Here is a 21,149-nt window from a genome sequence, read left to right as displayed (position 1 = left end):
CCCCGTACCGCACCGCATCGCGCACCCCCGCACCCCCACATGGCAGGATCGGAACCGCCATGACTGCGCCCACGAAGCCCCCGCACCGCGACGACAGCACGCCCGCCGGCACCCCCGTCCACACCCCCGCCGCCGACGGCACCCCCCTCCACTCCCCCGTCATCGACTGGTTCGACGACCACGCCCGCGACCTCCCCTGGCGGCGGCCGGACGCCGGGCCCTGGGGTGTGATGGTCAGCGAGTTCATGCTGCAGCAGACGCCCGTCAGCCGCGTGCTCCCGGTCTACGAGCAGTGGCTCGCCCGCTGGCCCCGCCCCGCCGACCTCGCCGCCGACCCCTCCGGCGAAGCCGTCCGCGCCTGGGGCCGGCTCGGCTACCCGCGCCGCGCCCTGCGCCTGCACGGCGCCGCCGTCGCCATAACGGAACGCCACGGTGGCGACGTACCCACGAACCACGCCCAGCTGCTCGCCCTGCCCGGCATCGGCGAGTACACCGCCGCGGCCGTCGCCTCCTTCGCCTACGGCCAGCGGCACGCCGTACTGGACACCAACGTGCGCCGCGTCTTCGCTCGCGCCGTCACCGGCGTCCAGTACCCCCCGAACGCCACCACCGCCGCCGAACGCAAGCTCGCCCGCGCCCTGTTGCCCGACGACGAGCCCACGGCCGCCCGCTGGGCAGCCGCCTCGATGGAACTCGGCGCGCTCGTCTGCACGGCCAGGAACGAGACCTGCCACCGCTGTCCGATCGCCGCCCAGTGCGCCTGGCGGCTCGCCGGGAAGCCCGAGCACGAGGGGCCGGCGCGCCGCGGCCAGACGTACGCGGGCACGGACCGTCAGGTACGCGGCAAGCTGCTCGCCGTACTCCGCGAAGCCCACACCCCCGTACCGCAGGCCGCGCTCGACCGCGTGTGGCACGAGCCGGTCCAGCGTGCCCGGGCCCTCGACGGCCTGGTCTCCGACGGCCTGGTCGAGCCCCTGCCGGACGGGCTGTACCGCCTGCCGCACAGCTGAGACAGACAGCCGAGACACGCAGCCGGACCCACATGACCTGCAAAGCCGAAACACATGCTCGGCGTCCTGTAACGCCGCGACACACTCCCGCCCCGCTCCCAAATCCCCCCATACCGCCATGATTTACCCTCCCCGCTTACCCCTTCCCCATTTCCGTTACACAACCGACGGACAGCCGCGCGCTCCCCGCAGGCTGGCTCGGACACCCCCGTGACAACGCCTCCGTAGCTTCATCCCTGTACAGACCACAAGGCAGTGAAAGCCGGCCGGAAGACAGGTCGGAAACGGGGAGCGGGAGGCGGTCGACATGGCGCAGCAGGGCGAGGTGCTCGAGTTCGAGGAGTACGTCCGCACACGGCAGGACGCGCTGTTGCGCAGCGCCCGTCGACTGGTCCCGGACCCCGTCGACGCGCAGGACCTGCTGCAGACGGCGCTCGTGCGTACGTACGGCCGCTGGGAGGGCATAGCGGACAAGCGGCTCGCGGACGCCTACCTCCGCCGGGTGATGATCAACACCCGGACGGAGTGGTGGCGGGCGCGCAAGCTGGAGGAAGTGCCCACCGAGCAGCTCCCGGACGCGTGCGTCGACGACTCCACCGAACAGCACGCGGACCGCGCACTTCTGATGGACGTCATGAAGGTTCTCGCACCCAAGCAACGGAGTGTCGTCGTGCTGCGACACTGGGAGCAGATGTCCACGGAGGAGACGGCCGCCGCCCTCGGCATGTCGGCCGGAACGGTCAAGAGCACGCTGCACCGGGCGCTCGCCCGGCTCCGGGAGGAGCTGGAGGCCCGCGATCTGGACGCACGCGCGCTGGAGCATGAGGAGCGGGAGCGTTGCGCGGCCTAGGCACAGGGGCGACCGACTCCGGGATACCCCGGACACGGACGGATTCCGGCACGGGCTCGGACTCGCCCCCGGGCCATGGTCCGCCTGGTGCGGATGCGAGTCCGGGCGCGAGTACCGGTACGGGTTCACGGGGGTGGCCGGAGCATGCTCCGGGGCTGCTCATGGGGCCGTCGGCCCTGTCCGCCCCTGCCCGGCGGGCCTTTCAGGCGGTGATCACGGCGACTGCCGTGCTCGCCGCCCTCGGCCTGTTTGTCTCCGCCTGCGCCACCGGCGGCACCGGCGCCCGTGACGAGGGCCCGGCGGGCGCCGACGCCGTCGCGGGCAAGCTCAAACCCACGACCCCGATGGCCTCCGCGTACGCCACTCCGGACGACGTGGACGCGGTCAGGCTCGTGCTGGACGACCCGGGGGTCGCGCCCTCGGTCAAGCGCGCGCTGCAGCCGTGCGTCGGGGACGAGTACCCGGTCGACGTGTCGTACGGGGACCTGACCGGCGGGTCCGGCGACGACGTCGTCGTCAATGTCATGACGTGCAGCGATGCCGTCGGCGTCGGCTCCTTCGTGTACCGCGAGGCGGGTGACGGGTACCGGAACGTCTTCAGGGCCGAGGAATCCCCGGTGTACGCGGAGATAGACCGCGGCGATCTGGTGGTCACCAAACAGGTGTACAAGAAGGACGACCCGGTGACGAGCCCGTCCGGCGAGAATGTGATCACCTACCGCTGGACGGCGGGCCGCTTCACACTGGAGTACCGCACACACAACGAGTACAGCAGCGCGGTCGACGGCGCCGACGCACCGACGACGGCCCCGAACTGACACAAGACGAGAACTGAGAGCACCCGGGATGGCAGACCAGACCCACGTCCTCTTCGTCGAGGACGACGACGTCATCCGCGAGGCCACCCAACTCGCCCTGGAGCGGGACGGCTTCGCGGTCACCGCCATGCCCGACGGGCTGTCGGGCCTGGAGGCGTTCCGCGCGGACCGACCCGACATCGCGCTCCTGGACGTCATGGTCCCGGGCCTCGACGGGGTCAGCCTGTGCCGGCGTATCCGCGACGAGTCCACCGTGCCGGTGATCATGCTGTCGGCGCGTGCCGACTCGATCGACGTGGTCCTCGGCCTGGAGGCGGGCGCCGACGACTACGTCACGAAGCCCTTCGACGGTGCCGTCCTGGTCGCCCGGATCCGCGCGGTCCTGCGCCGCTTCGGCCACGCGAGCGGCCCGAACGCGGCGGCCGCTGAGGGCAGCGCGCCCGTGACCGGCGGGGTGCTCGTCTTCGGCGACCTGGAGATCGACACCGAGGGCATGGAGGTCCGCAAGGAAGGCCGGACGGTGGCCCTGACTCCCACCGAGATGCGGCTGCTGCTGGAGTTCTCGTCCGCGCCGGGCACGGTCCTCTCCCGCGACAAGCTCCTCGAACGCGTGTGGGACTACGGCTGGGGCGGCGACACCCGCGTCGTCGACGTCCATGTGCAGCGGCTTCGTACGAAGATCGGCCAGGACCGGATCGAGACGGTCCGCGGCTTCGGCTACAAGTTGAAGGCCTGAGCGGGGCACCCATGCGCTCCAGAGAAATACGGTCCAGCCGGTCCAGCCAGTTCAGGCGGTCCAGCCAGTTCAACCGGTTCGCGGGCATCCGCACCGGGCTCCGATGGAAGCTGAGCGCCGCCATCGCGCTGGTCGGCGCGCTCGTGGCGGTCACGCTCAGCCTGGTCGTGCACAACGCGGCCCGGGTCTCGATGCTGGACAGCGCACGCGACCTCGCGGACGAACGCGTTCTGATCGGGCAGAGCAACTACAACCTGTCGGGGCGGCCCAACTTCCCCGGCATCAAGGTCGACGACCCGAACCTGCCGGAGGAACTGCGGGAGAAGGCGGCGCAGGGCCGCCGGGCGACCTATGTGACCGACCGGCCGGACGGTGTGCCGGACATCTGGGCGGCCGTACCGCTCAAGAACGGGCAGATCATGTCGCTGCACACCGGGTTCACCGACCGCAGCACGGACATCATGGCCGACCTCGACCAGGCGCTGATCATCGGCTCGATCGCCGTCGTCCTCGGCGGCAGCGCGCTCGGCGTGCTCATCGGCGCCCAGCTGTCGCGCCGGCTGCGCAAGGCGGCGGCCGCCGCGAACCAGGTCGCCAGGGGCGAGACGGACGTACGGGTGCGGGACGCCATCGGCGGTGTCGTACGGGACGAGACCGACGACCTCGCCCGCGCGGTGGACGCGATGGCGGACACCCTGCAGCAGCGGCTGGAGGCGGAACGGCGGGTCACGGCCGACATCGCGCACGAGTTGCGTACGCCGGTGACGGGTCTGCTGACGGCCGCCGAACTCCTGCCGCCCGGGCGCCCGACGGAGCTGGTCCTGGACCGGGCGAAGGCCATGCGCACACTGGTCGAGGACGTCCTGGAGGTGGCCCGTCTCGACGGGGCGTCCGAGCGGGCCGAGTTGCAGGACATCATGCTGGGCGAGTTCGTGGCCCGGCGGGTGCTCGCGAAGGACCCGGAGATCGCCGTACAGGTGGTGCACGAGTCGGAGGTCACGACGGATCCGCGCCGGCTGGAGCGCGTGTTGTTCAATCTGCTGGCCAACGCGGCACGGCACGGGAAGGCGCCCATAGAGGTCTCCGTCGAGGGCCGGGTCATCCGCGTACGCGACCACGGCACCGGCTTCCCCGAGGACCTGCTGGCGGACGGCCCGAGCCGCTTCCGTACGGGGAGCAGTGACCGGTCGGGACAGGGCCACGGTCTCGGCCTCACCATCGCCGCAGGCCAGGCCCGAGTCATGGGCGCCCGCCTCACATTCCGCAACATACGCCCGCCGGGCGCCCCGGAGGACGTCCCCGCAGAGGGAGCGGTAGCAGTCCTGTGGCTCCCGGAACACGCCCCGACCAACACGGGCAGCTACCCGATGCTGCCGCGCACGAGCCGTTGAGAGCCGGCACCCCCGGCCCGGCCGGCGCTTGAGGACAAGGCCCTTCAGGGCCGGAGGGGGGTTTGGGGGCACAGCCCCCAAGAAGGGATGGGACGGGTAGGGGCGGCGGGGGCGAGAACAAAAGCCGAAGACCCCCGGGGCAGACACCACCCGAGGGCCTTCAACGCCTCACCGTCCCCCCACCACCACGTCAAACCGCCTCAACCGCAGGCCCCTTGACCGAAGGCGATTGCGACCCCGAAGCCGAGCCCGGGCCCGAGCCCTCATCCCCCTTCTCCGGCCCCGCCCCCTTCAACGGAACCTCCGTGACGAACACCGCCGTCACCAGCACCACGACCGCCACCACAGCCCCCAGCAGAAACGCCGAGTGCGTCCCGGAGGACACCGCGTACTGGTACGCCTCCCGCGCCGCCGCAGGCAACTTCGCCAGGCTCGCCGCATCCAGCTGCGCCGACTGCTCGGTCACCTTGGACCCCAGCGCCCCGGCCCGCTCGCTCATGACGTCCTGCACGCGGCTGTTGAACAGCGCCCCCATGATCGCGACCCCGAACGAGGACCCGAGCGTACGGAACAGGGTGGTCGTGGAGGACGCGACGCCCATGTCCTTCATCTCTACGCTGTTCTGCGCGACCAGCATGGTGATCTGCATCAGGCAGCCGAGGCCCGCCCCGACCACCGCCATGTACACACCGGACGTCAGCCGCGAGGTCTCCGTGTCCATCTGCGCGAGCAGATACAGCCCCACGCTCAGCAGCACACCGCCGGCCAGCGGGAACACCTTGTACTTGCCGCTGCCCGTCGTCACCCGCCCCGCGACCATGGACACGATCATCATCGCCGCGAGCATCGGAAGCAGCAGCAGCCCGGAGTTGGTCGCGGACGCGCCCTGCACGGACTGCTGGTACAGCGGCAGGAACAGCACCGCGCCGAACATCACGAACCCGGTGATGAAGCCGATGATCGACATCAGCGTGAAGTTGCGGTTGCGGAAGATGTGGAGCGGGATGATCGGCTCGGCGGCCTTGGTCTGCCAGAACACGAACCCGACGAGCGAGGCGACGCCGATCCCGATGAGCTCCATGATCATGGCGGAGCTCCACGCGTACTCCGTGCCGCCCCAGGTCGTGACGAGCACGATCGAAGTGATACCGACTGTCAGCAGCGCGACGCCCGGGTAGTCGATCCGCGTCTTTGCGCGCTTCTTCGGCAGGTGCAGTACGGCGCTGATGGCGGCGAGCGCCACCACACCCAGCGGCAGGTTGATGTAGAACGACCAGCGCCAGCCCAGGTGGTCCGTCAGCGCTCCGCCGACCAGCGGTCCGCCGATCATGGCGAGCGCCATCACACCGGCCATCATGCCCTGGTACTTGCCCCGCTCACGCGGCGGAATAAGGTCCCCGATGATCGCCATGACGCCGACCATCAGGCCACCCGCGCCGAGCCCCTGCACGGCACGGAAGCCGATCAGCTGTCCCATGTCCTGGGCCATACCGCTGAGCGCCGAGCCGATCAGGAAGAGCACGATCGAACTCATGAAGACGCCCTTGCGCCCGTACATGTCGCCGAGCTTGCCCCAGATCGGGGTGGAGGCGGCGGTGGCGAGCGTGTAGGCGGTCACGACCCACGCCAGGTGTTCGAGCCCGCCCAGTTCGCCGACGATCGTCGGCATCGCCGTACCGATGATCATATTGTCCAGCATCGCGAGCATCATCGCGATCATGAGCGCGAGCAGCACCACCCGCACACTCCGCGGCTGCTTGCCCTGCCCGTCCTGCTCGCCCTGCCCGCCCTGCTCATCCACAACTGCCCGCGTGTCCGCCATCGTCTCCGACCCACTCCCCCAGGAACTCCTACTTACTTGCCGCCCGGCAAGTTGACTACACTGGGGAAGCTAGACCCCTAACTAGCCGGGCGTCAAGTAAGTTTTCTCTCAAGGGCCCCCGAGGGTCTTCAGCAGCAGAAGCAGAAGCCGGAGTAGAGCATGGACCGCACCAAGCAGCGCCGCCGCGGGGACACCCGCCAGCGCATCCAGGACGTGGCGCTCGAACTCTTCGCCGAACAGGGCTACGAGAAGACCTCGCTGCGGGAGATCGCGGAACGCCTCGATGTCACGAAGGCGGCACTCTACTACCACTTCAAGACCAAGGAAGAGATCGTCGTCAGCCTGTTCGAGGACCTGACGAAACCGATCGAGGACCTGATCGAGTGGGGCCGGCAGCAGCCGCACACCCTCGCCATGAAGCAGGAGATCGTACGCCGCTACAGCGAGGCGCTCACCGAAGCGGCCCCGCTCTTCCGCTTCATGCAGGAGAACCAGGCGACGGTACGGGATCTGAGCATCGGCGACATGTTCAAGACGCGCATGCTCGGTATGCGGGAGATCATCATCGACCCGGACGCCCCCCTGGTCGACCAGGTCCGCTGCATCAGCGCGATGTTCACTCTGCACGCCGGGATGTTCGTGCTCCATGACCTCGCGGGCGACGCGGACGAGAAGCGCGCGGCGGTCCTGGAGGTCGCGATCGGCCTGGTGACCCAGGCACACGAGGGCGCGGGACAACCGTCATAGGCCCACCGCCCGGGCTGGACAGCCCGCCGTCCCACCCGTCAGACAGTCACACCCTTGGCCCGCAGAAAGGCCACGGGGTCGACGGCTGACCCGTAGTTCGCGCTCGTACGGATCTCGAAGTGCAGGTGCGGGCCGCTGGAGTTGCCCGTGTTGCCGGACAGGGCGATGCGCTGCCCGGTCGTCACGACCTGGCCGACCTTCACACCGATCCGCGAGAGATGGGCGTACTGCGAGTACGACCCGTTGCCGTGCTTGATGACGATGGCATTGCCGTACGCCGGCCCGTCACCGGCGCCGTTGCCGCCGGCCTTGACGACGGTGCCGCCGTGCGCGGCGACGACCTTGGTACCGCTCGGCACGGCGAAGTCCTGGCCGGAGTGGGTGGACGACCACATGTTGCCGGCCTGGTTGAAGCTGGCGCTGAGCTTGTACTTCTTGACCGGGTCCACCCAGGAGACGGCCTTCTTGGCGGCGGCCTGAACCTGTACGGCACCCGTCGCACCGGTCCCGGCGGCAGCAGCGACCCCGGACACCCCCAGGACGATCGACGCCCCGAGGCCGGCGGCCAGAACCGAGACACGGGAGACACGGGCCGTACGGGAGTCGCGGGACGGGGTGGTGGCGCGCTGGAACATCGATACCTCACGGGGACGGGGACAGAAAAGCCACCCGGCACGAGCGTTCCCGCCGGATGGGCAACCCCTTGGTACCCCTGCCCCCCACCCAACCCCAAACCCCCGAACTACGACACAAGGTAGTAATGGTCCATCAATTCACCCACTTATTGACAAAACCACACCACCAATCGCCTCACACAAACCGTGATCCACCCGCACTGTCACCCACTAATCACCCTAGTAACGGACATTTCACCTGTGCATCATGTCACCGGACCGCAAGATCCAGAAACGCACGACTGTGACGCGTACAACGCGCCGAATAAACCCACTCCGACTACTGGCACCTCGTCGCTACCCGTGAGTAATGTGCCCTTCCCACCCGCGCCACTCACTCCCGCAAGCATGCCCCTGACATCTGCATGCCCGGCCACCGCACGGACCTATGTGAGAGGACCCCCAGCCCCGATGACAAGAGGCTCAAGAGGCACAGCAGGCTCCCGGACGCCTTGGACGCGCCGTATCGGCCTGACGGCGGCCGCCGCGGTCGCCGCGGTGACGCTGGCCGGCCCCGGCACCGCCCAGGCCGCGACCACCGCGACCGCCGCGTCCGTGTCGGCGGCTGCCGCCGAGGACGTCGACTACGCCACCTGGCAACAGGACTGCCAGGCCCTGATGGACCAGGCGCTGCCCTATCTGAAGCAGCGCATAGCCGCCGCCTCCAAGGGCGAGAAGCCCGCGATCGTCTTCGACATCGACAACACCACCCTGGAGACCGACTTCGGCTTCAGCTACCCGTCGCCGGCCAACGCGCCCGTGCTGAAGGTCGCCCAGTACGCCCAGGACCACGGCGTCGCCCTCTTCTTCGTCACCGCCCGCCCGGACATCATCGGCCCCGTGACGCAGTACAACCTCACGCACGTCGGCTACGACATCACCGGGCTGTACGTCCGCAATCTGATCGACCTCTTCAAGAACGTGGCCGACTACAAGACCGCGAAGCGCGTCGACATCGAGTCGAAGGGCTACACGATCATCGCCAACATCGGTAACAGCGCCACCGACCTGTCGGGCGGCCATGCCGAGAAGACGTACAAGCTGCCGGACTACGACGGCCAGCTGTCGTAGGTCGTCAGGGCATGCGAGAGGGGCCGGTGCTGTGAAGCACCGGCCCCTCTTGTTCAGGCAGAACCTTCAGGCAGAACCTTCAGGCAGAACCTTCAGGCACATCCTTCGGGCGAACCCTCAGGCAGAGCCCTTGGACGAACCCCGGAGGGTCACGCCTCCTTGCTCAGGTTCGGTCCGGCACCGCCGGCCGCCTGCTCGATCGGCGGGACGTCGGGCAGCGCCGACTTCTCCTCACCCCGGAAGGTGAAGGCCGCGGTCTCGCCCTCGCCCTCCGTGTCGACGACCACGATGTGACCGGGGCGCAGCTCGCCGAAGAGGATCTTCTCGGAGAGCGTGTCCTCGATCTCGCGCTGGATCGTGCGACGCAGCGGGCGGGCGCCCAGAACGGGGTCGTAACCCTTCTTGGACAGCAGCTCCTTGGCGGCCTGGGAGAGCTCGATGCCCATGTCCCGGTCCTTGAGGCGCTCGTCCACCTTGCCCACCATCAGGTCGACGATCTTGAGGATGTCGGCCTGTGTGAGCTGCGGGAAGACGACCACGTCGTCGACGCGGTTGAGGAACTCGGGGCGGAAGTGCTGCTTGAGCTCGTCCGAGACCTTGTTCTTCATGCGCTCGTAGTTGGACTTCTTGTCACCCGAGGCCGCGAAGCCCAGGTTGAAGCCCTTCGAGATGTCCCGCGTGCCGAGGTTGGTCGTCATGATGATGACCGTGTTCTTGAAGTCCACGACCCGGCCCTGGGAGTCGGTCAGGCGACCGTCCTCCAGGATCTGCAGCAGCGAGTTGAAGATGTCCGGGTGGGCCTTCTCGACCTCGTCGAAGAGGACGACGGAGAACGGCTTGCGGCGGACCTTCTCGGTCAGCTGGCCACCCTCTTCGTAACCCACGTATCCGGGCGGGGAACCGAAGAGGCGCGACACCGTGTGCTTCTCGCTGAACTCCGACATGTCGAGGGAGATCAGCGCGTCCTCGTCACCGAAGAGGAACTCGGCCAGCGCCTTGCTCAGCTCGGTCTTACCGACACCGGACGGGCCGGCGAAGATGAACGAACCACCGGGACGCTTCGGGTCCTTCAGACCGGCACGCGTACGACGGATCGCCTTCGACAGCGCCTTGACGGCGTCGACCTGGCCGATGACCCGCTTGTGGAGCTCGTCCTCCATGCGCAGCAGGCGGCTCGACTCCTCCTCGGTCAGCTTGAAGACCGGGATGCCGGTGGCGGTCGCCAGGACCTCGGCGATCAGCTCGCCGTCGACCTCGGCGACGACGTCCATGTCGCCGGCCTTCCACTCCTTCTCCCGCTTGGCCTTCGCGGCGAGGAGCTGCTTCTCCTTGTCACGCAGAGAGGCGGCCTTCTCGAAGTCCTGCGAGTCGATCGCGGACTCCTTGTCGCGACGCACGCCGGCGATCTTCTCGTCGAACTCGCGCAGGTCCGGCGGAGCGGTCATCCGGCGGATGCGCATCCGGGAACCGGCCTCGTCGATGAGGTCGATCGCCTTGTCGGGCAGGAACCGGTCCGAGATGTACCGGTCGGCGAGCGTCGCCGCCTGCACCAGGGCCTCGTCGGTGATCGAGACGCGGTGATGCGCCTCGTACCGGTCGCGCAGGCCCTTGAGGATCTCGATCGTGTGGGGGAGGGAAGGCTCCGCCACCTGGATCGGCTGGAAGCGGCGCTCAAGGGCCGCGTCCTTCTCGAGGTGCTTGCGGTATTCGTCGAGCGTGGTCGCACCGATGGTCTGGAGCTCACCACGGGCCAGCATCGGCTTGAGGATGGAGGCCGCGTCGATGGCGCCCTCGGCGGCACCCGCGCCGACGAGCGTGTGCAGCTCGTCGATGAACAGGATGATGTCGCCGCGGGTGCGGATCTCCTTGAGGACCTTCTTCAGGCGCTCCTCGAAGTCACCGCGGTAGCGGGAGCCGGCGACCAGCGCGCCGAGGTCCAGGGTGTAGAGGTGCTTGTCCTTGAGGGTCTCGGGCACCTCGCCCTTGACGATGGCCTGGGCGAGACCCTCGACGACGGCGGTCTTGCCGACGCCGGGCTCCCCGATGAGGACCGGGTTGTTCTTCGTACGGCGGGACAGCACCTGCATGACCCGCTCGATCTCCTTCTCGCGCCCGATGACCGGGTCGAGCTTGGATTCGCGGGCGGCCTGGGTGAGGTTCCGGCCGAACTGGTCGAGGACCAGGGACGTCGAGGGGGTGCCCTCGGCAGGACCGCCACTGGCGCCGGCGGTCTCCTTGCCCTGGTAGCCGGAGAGCAGCTGGATGACCTGCTGCCGCACCCGGTTGAGGTCTGCGCCCAGCTTGACGAGGACCTGGGCGGCGACGCCCTCGCCCTCGCGGATCAGGCCGAGCAGGATGTGTTCCGTGCCGATGTAGTTGTGGCCCAGCTGAAGGGCCTCGCGGAGCGACAGCTCCAGGACCTTCTTGGCACGGGGGGTGAAGGGGATGTGCCCGGACGGGGCCTGCTGGCCCTGACCGATGATCTCCTCCACCTGCTGGCGGACCGCCTCGAGCGAAATCCCGAGGCTCTCCAGGGCCTTAGCGGCGACACCCTCACCCTCGTGGATCAGGCCCAGGAGGATGTGCTCGGTGCCGATGTAGTTGTGGTTGAGCATCCGGGCTTCTTCCTGAGCCAGGACGACAACCCGCCGCGCGCGGTCGGTGAACCTCTCGAACATCGTTAATCGCTCCTCAGAGCGGTCAGGCAGTAAGGGGACGCTCCCCTCCCTGTCCTTCCGCAGCTTAGTCCCGCAAGCGGGGACCGCTCATTCCAACTGCCGACACCGGACCGAGAACCAACACAGCCTCCTGACCCCGTACGCCGACATATGCTCCAACCCGATCGTGCGAGACGATGTTCCCGCAGGCCAGGCAGATACCCTCACTATCAGTACGCCGATGGCGAACGTGAGACGGCCTTTTCTGCGTGTCGCCCCCTCCCACTAGGGATGTCTTACCCGTACGGACTGACACTCCATGCCGGATGCACGAGTTCCCTCCGCTACGGGCGAACAACCTTGCGCCGCCGACCAGCTCCGCGCGTCCCGAAATCGGCACTCTGCGCATCCGTCGGGACACCCAGCGTAACTCGCGGCCTCTTGTGACGGTTGGCTTTGGCATGGTCTCCGCTGTCCCCCTTCCTCGTCGTCCTCTTGATACGGGCGACACCACGAGTGGTCTCACCAGTAGCGCCGGTAGCGATGTCCCGAGTGACGTCCCGAGTGATGTCCGGCGTTGGTACGAGAACGAACTGGGGTGGGCGACAGTGCCCGGTTCGGGTTCCGCGACACTTCCGCTGCGGCTGGTCGCGGGCCTGCGCTTCGACGTGCTGGACGTGCCGGCGGAAGCGGGCTTCGCGGCGCTGCGGCACCGGGGACAGACACGGGCGCCGCGTTCTCCGGTGGCCCTGAGCGACGACCGGATGCTGCTGCTGGTGGCCGCGGGCAGCGCGGACGAGTTGCCGGGGCTGCTGGACTGGCTGGAATGGGGCCGGCTCACCCCGGACCTGAGGGCGATCGGAGCGGGCGGTGACATCGAGGCGCCCCTGCCGCTCGGACCGCGGGGACAGCCCGGACCGCCCGTCGCTACGGGCGACTCCCCGGGCCGTACAAATCCGCAGGGGGCCGCTGTCTGGCTGCGGCCCCCTGAATCAGGGTGCGGGACGGAAATCCCGCTGCCGACGATGTCGGCCCTGGGGGGCGTCGGAGGCGCCCCCGATCTCGTACGGCTGGTGGACACGCTGGCGACGCAATGCCATCGGGTCCGACTACGGCGCGCGTGCGCTCAGCCGTTGGCCTTCTCGTAAGCCTCGCGAATGGACGCGGGAACACGGCCACGGTCGTTGACCTCGTAACCGTTCTCCTTCGCCCAAGCACGGATCTGAGCGGTGTCCTGGCTGCCACCGGAAGCGACGCGCGCCTTTCCACGCCCACCCGAAGCACGGCCACCGGTACGACGGCCGCTCTTGGCGAAGGGCTCGAGAAGACCGCGAAGCTTGTCAGCATTGGCAGTCGTGAGGTCGATCTCGTACGTCTTGCCGTCCAACGCGAACGTCACGGTCTCGTCGGCCTCGCCGCCGTCGAGGTCGTCGACAAGAAGGACCTGAACCTTCTGTGCCACCGGATTTCCTTTCATCGATAACTTGGGAGCCGAGACCTGCGGCGTGCGCCGCTGTTTCGCGTCCCCTGTTATATGCAGTACTGCAGTACGTCGGAAAGCAAACCGCTTTTGCCGGAAAAACACAAACCCCCGGGAGAGACCGACCGCCCTTCCACCGACCGGAAACGTGCGCGTTTCGGACATAGGGAACCTGGGCAGGGCGGCTCACAGAAATTGCCGGATGCCGATCACAGATGCAGAAGCATCCGGCTGTTGCCCAAGGTGTTCGGTTTCACTCGTTCGAGACCGAGGAACTCCGCGACGCCCTCGTCATAGGAACGCAGCAGCTCGGCGTAGACATCGGTGTCGACGGGTGTCTCGCCGATCTCCACGAAGCCGTGCTTCCCGAAGAAGTTCACTTCAAAGGTCAGACAGAAAACGCGCCGAACGCCGAGCCAGCGGGCGGTCTGCAGCAACTTCTCCAGCAACTGATGCCCGACACCGGAACCTCTGAGGTCCGGGTTCACGGCAAGAGTGCGGACTTCGGCGAGGTCTTCCCACATCACGTGGAGTGCACCGCACCCCACAACCTCGCCGTTGTCGTCGCGTTCCGCGACCCAGAACTCCTGGATGTCCTCGTAAAGGGTCACCGTCGCTTTGTCGAGCAGGATACGGCCACGGACGAACGAGTCAAGGAGTCCGCGTACGGCCTGGACATCGCTGGTCCTGGCCCGCCGGACGGTGATGGCTTTCGCTGGGACTTCGGGACGCGTCGCTGACATGAGCGGACGCTATCGCCCGGTGGGGCCTTGGACCGAGGCGGGGTTCTCGTAGTCGGTTTGTTCCGCGGCTTCCGCCTGTTCCGGCCCTTCGACGATGCGAACGGCATCCCTGAGGGCGAGCCGCTGTTCTTCGCTCATCATGCCGAAGAAGGCGACGAGAGCGGCGGCGGGGTTGTCACTCTGCGACCACGCGTCGTTCATCAGCGCGGCCGCGTAGGCGGCACGGGTGGAGACCGCCTCATATCGATAGGCCCGGCCTTCCGCCTCGCGACGGACCCAGCCCTTCTGATGGAGATTGTCCAAAACGGTCATCACCGTGGTGTACGCGATGGACCGTTCCTGCCGAAGGTCTTCCAGGACTTCTCGAACGGTGACCGGGCGGTTCCACTTCCACACCCGCGTCATGACCGCGTCTTCGAGTTCTCCCAATGGGCGAGGCACAACTCAGCACACTAGTGGGAGAAACAGTGAATAGCGCGATGAACGTGCGCTTTCGCAGCCAAATGCCTACGAAACGGTGCGATCCTGTCCGGCCTGGCGGGTCTGCTCGGCCCGGGCGAGGGCGGCGTCGACGACGGCGTCCTCCTTGGCCTTGTTGGCACCGCCCTGACTCTTCACCATCGTCACGATCACAGCGATGAAGAGCGCGGCCATCACTACGGGGGGCACGAGCGCGGAGACGTAGTCCATGGGGTCCAGAGTAGCCAGGACCGGAGAAAGGCCCGGGCGGGGGCCCGGGCCTTCGGTGATTCCGGCTCTGTTCAGCCTGTCCGTTCAGCCTGTCTGTTCAGCCTGCGGCGAGCTGCTGCGGGGGATTCGCCGGCGGGGCCGGTTTGCGGCGGGGGAAGACCTCGCCCGGGGTGGGGACGGGACGGTCGGGCTTGGGACCGGCGGGCCGGGGCGCGGGTGCGGGCCGCTCCTGAGGCTGCTTCTCCGCCGGCTTCTCGCCGGGCTTACGGGCGGGCTCCTCGGTGGCCAGCCCGCCGGGCAGGGCCAGCAGGCGGGTACGGGAGGCGGGCACCGTAGGCGCGACCGGTTGACGGCCGGCCACTCTGGCGCCCAGCCGGGCCCGTACATCCCGCTCCGCGTGCCGCAGACAGCGGTCGAGGAGGGCGGTGGCGACCGGGTTCCCCCGCAGGGCCCGGAGGGCGGCGAGGTCATCCGGGTCCGGGCGGTACCCGGCGCCCAGCGCCTCCTCCAGGAGCGTGAGAAAGCCGGCGGCGGTGCCGGGCAGGGCGGCGCGATAGCGGGCGAGGTCGGCCACGAGGAAGGCCCGCAGCCTGACCCCCTCGCGCGCCGCCTCGTCGACGGACTCGGCAAGCCGGAGACAGTCCTGGACGTCCGCTGCGGAGGCGGGGGCGGGGCCGGGGTGGAGGGCGAGGGCGAGGGCGCGACGGAGCACACGCAGCTCCTCCGCACCGAACGCCATGCCGCCGCGAGATCCGAATGGCGTGGGCATGCGGCGACGATACGCGCTAATCAGACAAACTCGGCATTACGGATAGGGCGTGGCGCGCTCTTTCAGCCGGTCCGGCGTTTGAGGACGAGCGCGTTCAGCGCGAACGGGGGTTCGGGGGCGGAGCCCCCGAGGATGGGACGGGTAAGGGCGGCGGGGGCGAGACTCACATACGGGACACGTTCCGCTCGTACACCAGCCTCAGCCCGATCAGCGTCAGCCACGGCTCGTGCTCGTCGATCACCGACGCCTCGCCGAGGACCATCGGCGCAAGGCCACCGGTAGCGATCACCGTCACCTCGTCCGGGTCCTCCGCCAGCTCCTTCGCCATCCGGGTCACCACACCGTCGACCTGACCGGCGAACCCGTAGATGATGCCCGCCTGCATCGCCTCGACCGTGTTCTTGCCGATCACCGCCCGGGGCCGCGCCACCTCGATCTTCCTCAGCTGCGCCCCCTTCACCCCCAGCGCCTCGACGGAGATCTCGATCCCGGGCGCGATCACCCCGCCCACGTACTCCCCGCGCGCGGACACCGCGTCGAACGTGGTCGCCGTACCGAAATCGACGACGATCGCGGGGCCCCCGTAGAGCTCGACGGCGGCGACCGCGTTGATGATGCGGTCCGCGCCGACCTCCTTCGGGTTGTCGGTCAGGATCGGTACGCCCGTCTTCACGCCGGGTTCGACCAGCACCGCCGGCACATCGCCGTAGTACCGCCGCGTCACCTCACGCAGCTCGTGCAGCACCGACGGGACGGTCGCGCAGATGGCGATGCCGTCGATGCCGTCGCCCAGCTCGTCGCCGAGGAGGGGGTGCATGCCCATGAGGCCCTGGAGGAGGACCGCCAGTTCGTCGGCTGTGCGGCGCGCGTCCGTGGAGATGCGCCAGTGCTCGACGATCTCGTCGCCGTCGAAGAGGCCGAGGACGGTGTGCGTGTTTCCCACGTCGATGGTCAGCAGCATGGTCGTACTACTCCGCCGCTCGCAGGTCGAGACCGATGTCGAGGATCGGCGAGGAGTGGGTGAGGGCGCCGACCGCCAGGTAGTCGACGCCGGTGTCGGCGTATTCCTTGGCGTTCTTCAGGACGAGCCGGCCCGAGACCTCCAGCAGGGCGCGGCCGTCGACGAGCGCGACCGCCTCGGCGCACTCGCCGGGGGTGAAGTTGTCCAGGAGGATCAGGTCGGCGCCCGCGTCGAGCACCTCGCGGAGCTGGTGCAGCGTGTCGACCTCGACCTCGATCGGTACGTCCGGGAAGGCCTCCCGTACGGCCTCGAAGGCCTGGGCGACGCCGCCGGCGGCCACCACGTGGTTGTCCTTGACGAGTGCCGCGTCCGACAGGGACATGCGGTGGTTGACGCCGCCGCCGCAGCGGACCGCGTACTTCTCCAGGGAGCGCAGGCCGGGCGTCGTCTTGCGGGTGTCGCGGACCCGCGCCTTGGTGCCCTCCAGGACGTCCGCCCACGCGCGCGTGGCGGTCGCGATGCCGGACAGGCGGCACAGGAGGTTGAGGGCGCTGCGCTCGGCCGTCAGGAGGTCGCGGGTGCGGGTCGTGACGCTGAGGAGCTTCTGGCCGGCCTCGACGCGGTCGCCGTCCTCGACGTGCCGCTCGACCTCGAACTCGTCGGTGCAGACCACGGAGACGACCGCCTCGGCGATCCGCAGGCCGGCGACGACGCCTCCGTCGCGGGCGGTGAAGTCGGCGGTGGCGCGGGCGTCCTCGGGGATGGTCGCGACGGTCGTCACGTCCACACCGTTGTCGAGGTCCTCCTGGATGGCGACGTTGGCGATGTCCTCGACCTCCAGGGGGTCGAGGCCGGCGTCGGCGAGGAGGGTGGCGAGCGCGGGGTCGAGCCCGCACTCCAGGTACACGTCGTCCGTTTCGGCGCCGCAGGCGCAGCCGTCGCCGCAGCCGCCGCTCTGGGCGAGGGGAAGGTCGGGGGTGCTCACTTCTGTCACTGCTCCTGGGGACGGTGCTCCGGCTGATGATGCCGGGTCGGGGGGAAGTCTGCGGTGTCGGTGGTGTGTACGGCCAGCGTCCGGTCGGGATTCAGCCGTACGACGATATGGCGGTGCCAGGTCGTGTCGTCGCGCTCGGCGTGGTCCTCGCGCCAGTGGCAGCCGCGGGTCTCCTCGCGCAGGCGGGCGGCTGCGACCAGGACGCGGGCCACGCACAGGAGGTTGGTGGCCTCCCAGGTGTCGACGCCGGGCTCGGCGGTCTTGCCGTTCTCGTCGAGGGCGTCGCGGGCGTCGGTGTGCAGTTTCTGGATGGCCGCCGCGGCGGTGTCCAGGGAGACGGCGGAGCGCAGCACTCCGGCGCCCTCGGTCATGATCCGCTGGATCGCGAAGCGGGCCTCGGGTGCGAGCAGCGGGTGCGCGGGCTTCTCGGGGTGCGGGACGGGGGCGGGCACGCGTGCGTGGAGGCCGTTTCCGGTGTGGGCCTCGGTGATGTCGGCGACGATGCGCTCGGCGTAGACCAGGCCCTCCAGGAGGGAGTTGGAGGCGAGCCGGTTGGCGCCGTGGACGCCGGTGCAGGCGACCTCTCCGCACGCGTACAGGCCGGGGACGGTCGTACGGCCCCGGGAGTCGGTGCGGACCCCACCGGAGGCGTAGTGGGCGGCCGGGGCGACCGGGACGGGTTCGGTGACCGGGTCGATGCCGTGGGCGCGGCAGGCGGCGAGGATCGTCGGGAAGCGGTGCTCCCACATGTGGGCGCCGAAGTGCCGGGCGTCCAGGAACATGTGTTCGGCGCCCTGTTCCTGCATGCGGCGCATGATGCCCTTGGCGACGATGTCCCGGGGCGCGAGTTCGCCGAGTTCGTGCTGGCCGGTCATGAAGCGCACGCCGTCGGCGTCGACGAGATGGGCGCCCTCGCCGCGTACCGCCTCGGAGACGAGCGGCTGCTGGCCCTCGGCGTCGGCCCCCAGGAAGAGCACCGTGGGGTGGAACTGGACGAATTCGAGGTCGCTGACCTCGGCGCCCGCGCGCAGGGCGAGGGCGACGCCGTCGCCGGTCGACACGGACGGGTTGGTGGTCGCCGAGAAGACCTGGCCCATGCCGCCGGTGGCGAGGACCACGGCGGGCGCGTGGACGGCTCCCACGCCGTCGTGCTGGCCCTCTCCCATGACGTGCAGGGTCACACCCGCCGTACGGCCGTCGGCGTCCGTGAGGAGGTCCAGGACGAGCGCGTTCTCGACCGTACGCATGCCCCGCGCGCGGACGGCCTCGACGAGCGCGCGGGAGATCTCCGCGCCGGTCGCGTCGCCGCCGGCGTGCGCTATCCGGCGGCGGTGGTGGCCGCCCTCGCGGGTCAGTTCGAGTCGTCCTTCGGAGGACTCGTCGAAGTGGGCGCCGGTCTCGATGAGCCGGCGTACGGCGTCGGGTCCCTCCGTGACAAGGATCCGTACGGCCTCCTCGTCGCACAGGCCCGCGCCGGCCACCAGGGTGTCGTCCAGGTGCTGTTCGGGGGTGTCGCCCTCTCCCAGGGCCGCCGCGATGCCGCCCTGCGCCCAGCGGGTGGAGCCGTCGTCGAGGCGGGCCTTGGTGACGACGACCGTCTTGAGGCCGGCCGCCTCGCAGCGCAGGGCCGCGGTGAGCCCGGCGACACCGGAGCCGACGACCACGACGTCCGCGGAGAGGGCCCAGCCGGGGGCGGGGGCGTGCAGCCGTATACCGGTGGAGGTGCCGGCACGGCCGGCGGTGGGGCCTGTGGTGCTCACGAGGCGGCTCCGGGGGTTCCGAAAATGAGAGGGATGTTGTCGATCAGCCGGGTCGTCCCGACCTTGGCTGCGACGGCGAGGACGGCTTCGCCCGTGAAGTCGTCCGGGATCTCGGTGAAGTCGGCGGGGTCGACCAGGGCGAGGTAGTCGAGGACCAGCGGGGGCCGGAGGCGGGCCGCGTCGTCCAGGAGGAGGCGGGCGGCGGCCCGGACGGCGGCGGGACCGCCGCCGGGGACCTTCGCGACGGCGTGCGCGTCGGCGGCGGCGCGGGATTCGCCGATCGCGCTGAGGGCCTGGGCACGCGCGCGCGTGGCGGGCACCTCGCGGGCCCGCGCGCGCAGTGCCTCCTCGGCAGCGTGCCGGTCGCTGCCGGCGAACAGGGCCTGGGAGAGCGCGAGCGCCGTACGGCGTTCCTCCGGGGACAGATAGCGGTTGCGGCTGGACAGGGCCAGGCCGTCGGCCTCGCGGACGGTCGGGACGCCGACGATCTCCACGCCGAAGTTCAGGTCGCGGACCATTCGGCGGATCATCGCGAGCTGCTGCGCGTCCTTCTGCCCGAAGAAGGCCACGTCGGGCCGGGTGAGGTGGAGCAGCTTGCCGACGACGGTGAGCACACCGTCGAAGTGTCCGGGGCGCGTGGCCCCTTCCAGCCGCTCCCCCATGGGGCCCGCGCTGATCCGGACCTGGGGCTGTCCGCCCGGGTAGACCTCGTCCACGGAGGGGGCGAACACGGCGTCCGCGCCCGCCTGTTCGGCGAGCTTGACGTCGGCGTCGAGGGTTCGCGGGTAGCGGTCGAGGTCCTCGCCCTGGCCGAACTGGAGGGGGTTCACGAAGACGGTGACGGTCACGAAGCCCTTGGGGCCGACGTGTTCACGGGCGGTCCGGATCAGGGTGGCGTGGCCCTCGTGGAGGGCGCCCATGGTCATGACGACGGCGTTGTGCCCCGGCACCCCGAGGTGCCCGTGGGCGTCCGCCAGAGCGTCGGTGTCGGACACAAGTCCCCAGAAACGGCTGCTCATCGGTCTCCCCCTTTGCTCTTGGGGCTCTCGGGGCCCGCGGGCGGGTTCGTGCCCTCCGCGAGTACCCCGAGGAGGTCCTCGGCCAGCTCCGGCTTGAGGAGGCCGTGCGCGAGTGCGCGGTCGGCGGTCGCGCGGGCCATCGCCAGATAGGCGGCGACGCTCTGCGGTGAGTGCTTGCGCAGCTCGGCGACATGCGCGGCGACGGTGCCCGCGTCCCCGCGCGCGACGGGCCCGGTGAGCGCCGCGTCCCCGGAGCGCAGCGCGTTGTCCAGGGCGGCGCCGAGCAGCGGGCCGAGCATCCGGTCGGGGGCGTCGACGCCGGCCGCGCGGAGCAGCTCCATGGACTCGGCGACCAGTGTGACCAGGTGGTTGGCGCCCAGGGCGAGGGCCGCGTGGTAAAGCGGGCGGCTCTCCTCGGCGATCCATTCGGGCTCGCCGCCCATCTCGATGACGAGGGCTTCGGCGGCCAGCCGCAGCTCGGGGCGCGCGGTGACCCCGAAGGAGCACCCGGCGAGCCGCTGGACGTCCACAGGAGTGCCGGTGAACGTCATGGCGGGGTGCAGGGCCAGCGGCAGCGCGCCGGCCCGCAGAGCGGGGTCCAGGACCTTCGCGCCGTACCGCCCAGAGGTGTGCACGAGCAGCTGGCCGGGTCGAACGGCGCCGGTCTCGGCGAGCCCCTCCACCAGGCCGGGCAGGGCGTCGTCCGGGACGGTCAGCAGGACCAGTTCGGCGCGCTCCATGACCTGGGCGGGCGATACGACGGGCACGTCCGGGAGCAGCTCGGCGGCCCTGCGGACGGAGGCGTCGGAGACCGCGGAGACGGCCACCGGACGGTGCCCGGCGAGTTGCAGGGACGCGGCCAGCGCGGGGCCCACGCGACCGGCGCCGACCACGCCGACGGTGAGCCGGGCGGGACGGTCCCTGGGATCTGGCTGTTGGAATGTACTCACTCGACGG

Annotated in this window: 21 protein-coding genes; 8 read left to right on the top strand and 13 right to left on the bottom strand. The window is 69.7% G+C overall.

Translation table 11 applies throughout. The annotated features are described in order from the left end of the window. Window positions 1-59: 59 nt before the first annotated feature. The 5 genes from OG734_RS28055 (at window position 60) to cseC (ending at window position 4,805) form a co-directional block, all read left to right on the top strand. Entirely contained in the window at window positions 60-1,010 is a 951-nt protein-coding gene (locus OG734_RS28055; protein WP_330290255.1) for an A/G-specific adenine glycosylase, read from the top strand. A 307-nt stretch (window positions 1,011-1,317) separates the two neighbouring features. Then, window positions 1,318-1,860, top strand: coding sequence for a SigE family RNA polymerase sigma factor (locus OG734_RS28050; protein WP_319210306.1), 543 nt, complete (start codon window positions 1,318-1,320; stop codon window positions 1,858-1,860). Window positions 1,861-2,021: 161 nt separating this feature from the next. Continuing rightward, on the top strand, window positions 2,022-2,678 hold the full coding sequence (locus OG734_RS28045) for a hypothetical protein (protein ID WP_330290254.1): 657 nt from the start codon (window positions 2,022-2,024) through the stop codon (window positions 2,676-2,678). A gap of 28 nt (window positions 2,679-2,706) precedes the next feature. Beyond that, window positions 2,707-3,414 (top strand): two-component system response regulator CseB, encoded by a 708-nt coding sequence (gene cseB / locus OG734_RS28040; protein WP_330290253.1) that lies wholly within the window; start codon window positions 2,707-2,709, stop codon window positions 3,412-3,414. An 11-nt stretch (window positions 3,415-3,425) separates the two neighbouring features. Continuing rightward, entirely contained in the window at window positions 3,426-4,805 is a 1,380-nt protein-coding gene (gene cseC, locus OG734_RS28035; protein WP_330290252.1) for a two-component system sensor histidine kinase CseC, read from the top strand. Between the two features lie 190 nt (window positions 4,806-4,995). On the opposite strand, the gene OG734_RS28030 is transcribed toward cseC, so the two are convergent. Next, window positions 4,996-6,627: an MDR family MFS transporter gene (locus OG734_RS28030; protein WP_330290251.1), complete on the bottom strand. Its 1,632-nt coding sequence runs from the start codon at window positions 6,625-6,627 to the stop codon at window positions 4,996-4,998. A 159-nt stretch (window positions 6,628-6,786) separates the two neighbouring features. Here OG734_RS28030 and OG734_RS28025 point away from each other — a divergent pair, with 159 nt between their 5' ends. Continuing rightward, entirely contained in the window at window positions 6,787-7,374 is a 588-nt protein-coding gene (locus OG734_RS28025) for a TetR/AcrR family transcriptional regulator (protein ID WP_330290250.1), read from the top strand. Window positions 7,375-7,412: 38 nt separating this feature from the next. Here the strand turns inward: OG734_RS28025 and OG734_RS28020 are convergent, their stop codons facing one another. Beyond that, window positions 7,413-8,009: a M23 family metallopeptidase gene (locus OG734_RS28020; RefSeq protein ID WP_330290249.1), complete on the bottom strand. Its 597-nt coding sequence runs from the start codon at window positions 8,007-8,009 to the stop codon at window positions 7,413-7,415. A 450-nt stretch (window positions 8,010-8,459) separates the two neighbouring features. Here OG734_RS28020 and OG734_RS28015 point away from each other — a divergent pair, with 450 nt between their 5' ends. Then, window positions 8,460-9,119: an HAD family acid phosphatase gene (locus OG734_RS28015; protein WP_330290248.1), complete on the top strand. Its 660-nt coding sequence runs from the start codon at window positions 8,460-8,462 to the stop codon at window positions 9,117-9,119. A gap of 149 nt (window positions 9,120-9,268) precedes the next feature. On the opposite strand, the gene OG734_RS28010 is transcribed toward OG734_RS28015, so the two are convergent. Continuing rightward, window positions 9,269-11,797, bottom strand: coding sequence for an ATP-dependent Clp protease ATP-binding subunit (locus OG734_RS28010; protein ID WP_330290247.1), 2,529 nt, complete (start codon window positions 11,795-11,797; stop codon window positions 9,269-9,271). A 440-nt stretch (window positions 11,798-12,237) separates the two neighbouring features. Between OG734_RS28010 and OG734_RS28005 the strand changes: the two genes are divergently transcribed. Next, window positions 12,238-12,924 (top strand): SCO3374 family protein, encoded by a 687-nt coding sequence (locus OG734_RS28005; protein WP_330290246.1) that lies wholly within the window; start codon window positions 12,238-12,240, stop codon window positions 12,922-12,924. On the opposite strand, the gene OG734_RS28000 is transcribed toward OG734_RS28005, so the two are convergent. From OG734_RS28000 to OG734_RS27955, 10 genes are all read right to left on the bottom strand, one after another. Beyond that, window positions 12,903-13,238, bottom strand: a complete 336-nt coding sequence (locus OG734_RS28000; RefSeq protein ID WP_330290245.1) for a histone-like nucleoid-structuring protein Lsr2 — start codon at window positions 13,236-13,238, stop codon at window positions 12,903-12,905. The genes OG734_RS28005 and OG734_RS28000 overlap by 22 nt on opposite strands. Before the next feature lie 227 nt (window positions 13,239-13,465). Next, window positions 13,466-13,999 (bottom strand): amino-acid N-acetyltransferase, encoded by a 534-nt coding sequence (locus OG734_RS27995; RefSeq protein WP_330290244.1) that lies wholly within the window; start codon window positions 13,997-13,999, stop codon window positions 13,466-13,468. Window positions 14,000-14,008: 9 nt separating this feature from the next. Next, window positions 14,009-14,404, bottom strand: coding sequence for a BlaI/MecI/CopY family transcriptional regulator (locus OG734_RS27990; RefSeq protein ID WP_443064922.1), 396 nt, complete (start codon window positions 14,402-14,404; stop codon window positions 14,009-14,011). A 102-nt stretch (window positions 14,405-14,506) separates the two neighbouring features. Continuing rightward, entirely contained in the window at window positions 14,507-14,689 is a 183-nt protein-coding gene (locus OG734_RS27985) for a hypothetical protein (protein ID WP_330290243.1), read from the bottom strand. 97 nt (window positions 14,690-14,786) lie between these two features. After that, window positions 14,787-15,428, bottom strand: coding sequence for a hypothetical protein (locus OG734_RS27980; RefSeq protein ID WP_330293808.1), 642 nt, complete (start codon window positions 15,426-15,428; stop codon window positions 14,787-14,789). A 193-nt stretch (window positions 15,429-15,621) separates the two neighbouring features. Then, the gene (locus OG734_RS27975; protein ID WP_189150564.1) at window positions 15,622-16,419 is read right to left on the bottom strand and encodes a type III pantothenate kinase; all 798 of its coding nucleotides are present in this window, start codon (window positions 16,417-16,419) and stop codon (window positions 15,622-15,624) included. A 7-nt stretch (window positions 16,420-16,426) separates the two neighbouring features. Beyond that, window positions 16,427-17,404 carry a carboxylating nicotinate-nucleotide diphosphorylase gene (nadC, locus tag OG734_RS27970; protein WP_330290242.1) on the bottom strand — a complete coding sequence of 326 codons (978 nt, stop codon included), beginning with the start codon at window positions 17,402-17,404 and terminating at the stop codon, window positions 16,427-16,429. A 5-nt stretch (window positions 17,405-17,409) separates the two neighbouring features. Then, complete coding sequence (locus OG734_RS27965; RefSeq protein ID WP_330290241.1) at window positions 17,410-19,173, bottom strand: L-aspartate oxidase; 1,764 nt, start codon at window positions 19,171-19,173, stop codon at window positions 17,410-17,412. Beyond that, a complete protein-coding gene (panC, locus tag OG734_RS27960) occupies window positions 19,170-20,192 on the bottom strand; it encodes a pantoate--beta-alanine ligase (protein WP_330290240.1) in 1,023 nt (340 codons plus the stop codon). The genes OG734_RS27965 and panC overlap by 4 nt, the downstream gene beginning before the upstream one ends. Then, complete coding sequence (locus tag OG734_RS27955) at window positions 20,189-21,142, bottom strand: Rossmann-like and DUF2520 domain-containing protein (RefSeq protein WP_330290239.1); 954 nt, start codon at window positions 21,140-21,142, stop codon at window positions 20,189-20,191. The genes panC and OG734_RS27955 overlap by 4 nt, the downstream gene beginning before the upstream one ends. Window positions 21,143-21,149 lie beyond the last annotated feature (7 nt).

The organism is Streptomyces sp. NBC_00576 (genome assembly GCF_036345175.1).
In the GTDB taxonomy this organism is placed as follows: Bacteria; Actinomycetota; Actinomycetes; order Streptomycetales; family Streptomycetaceae; genus Streptomyces.
Note: the sequence above shows the minus strand (reverse complement) of the source record. Positions and strands in the feature narration are given on the sequence as shown.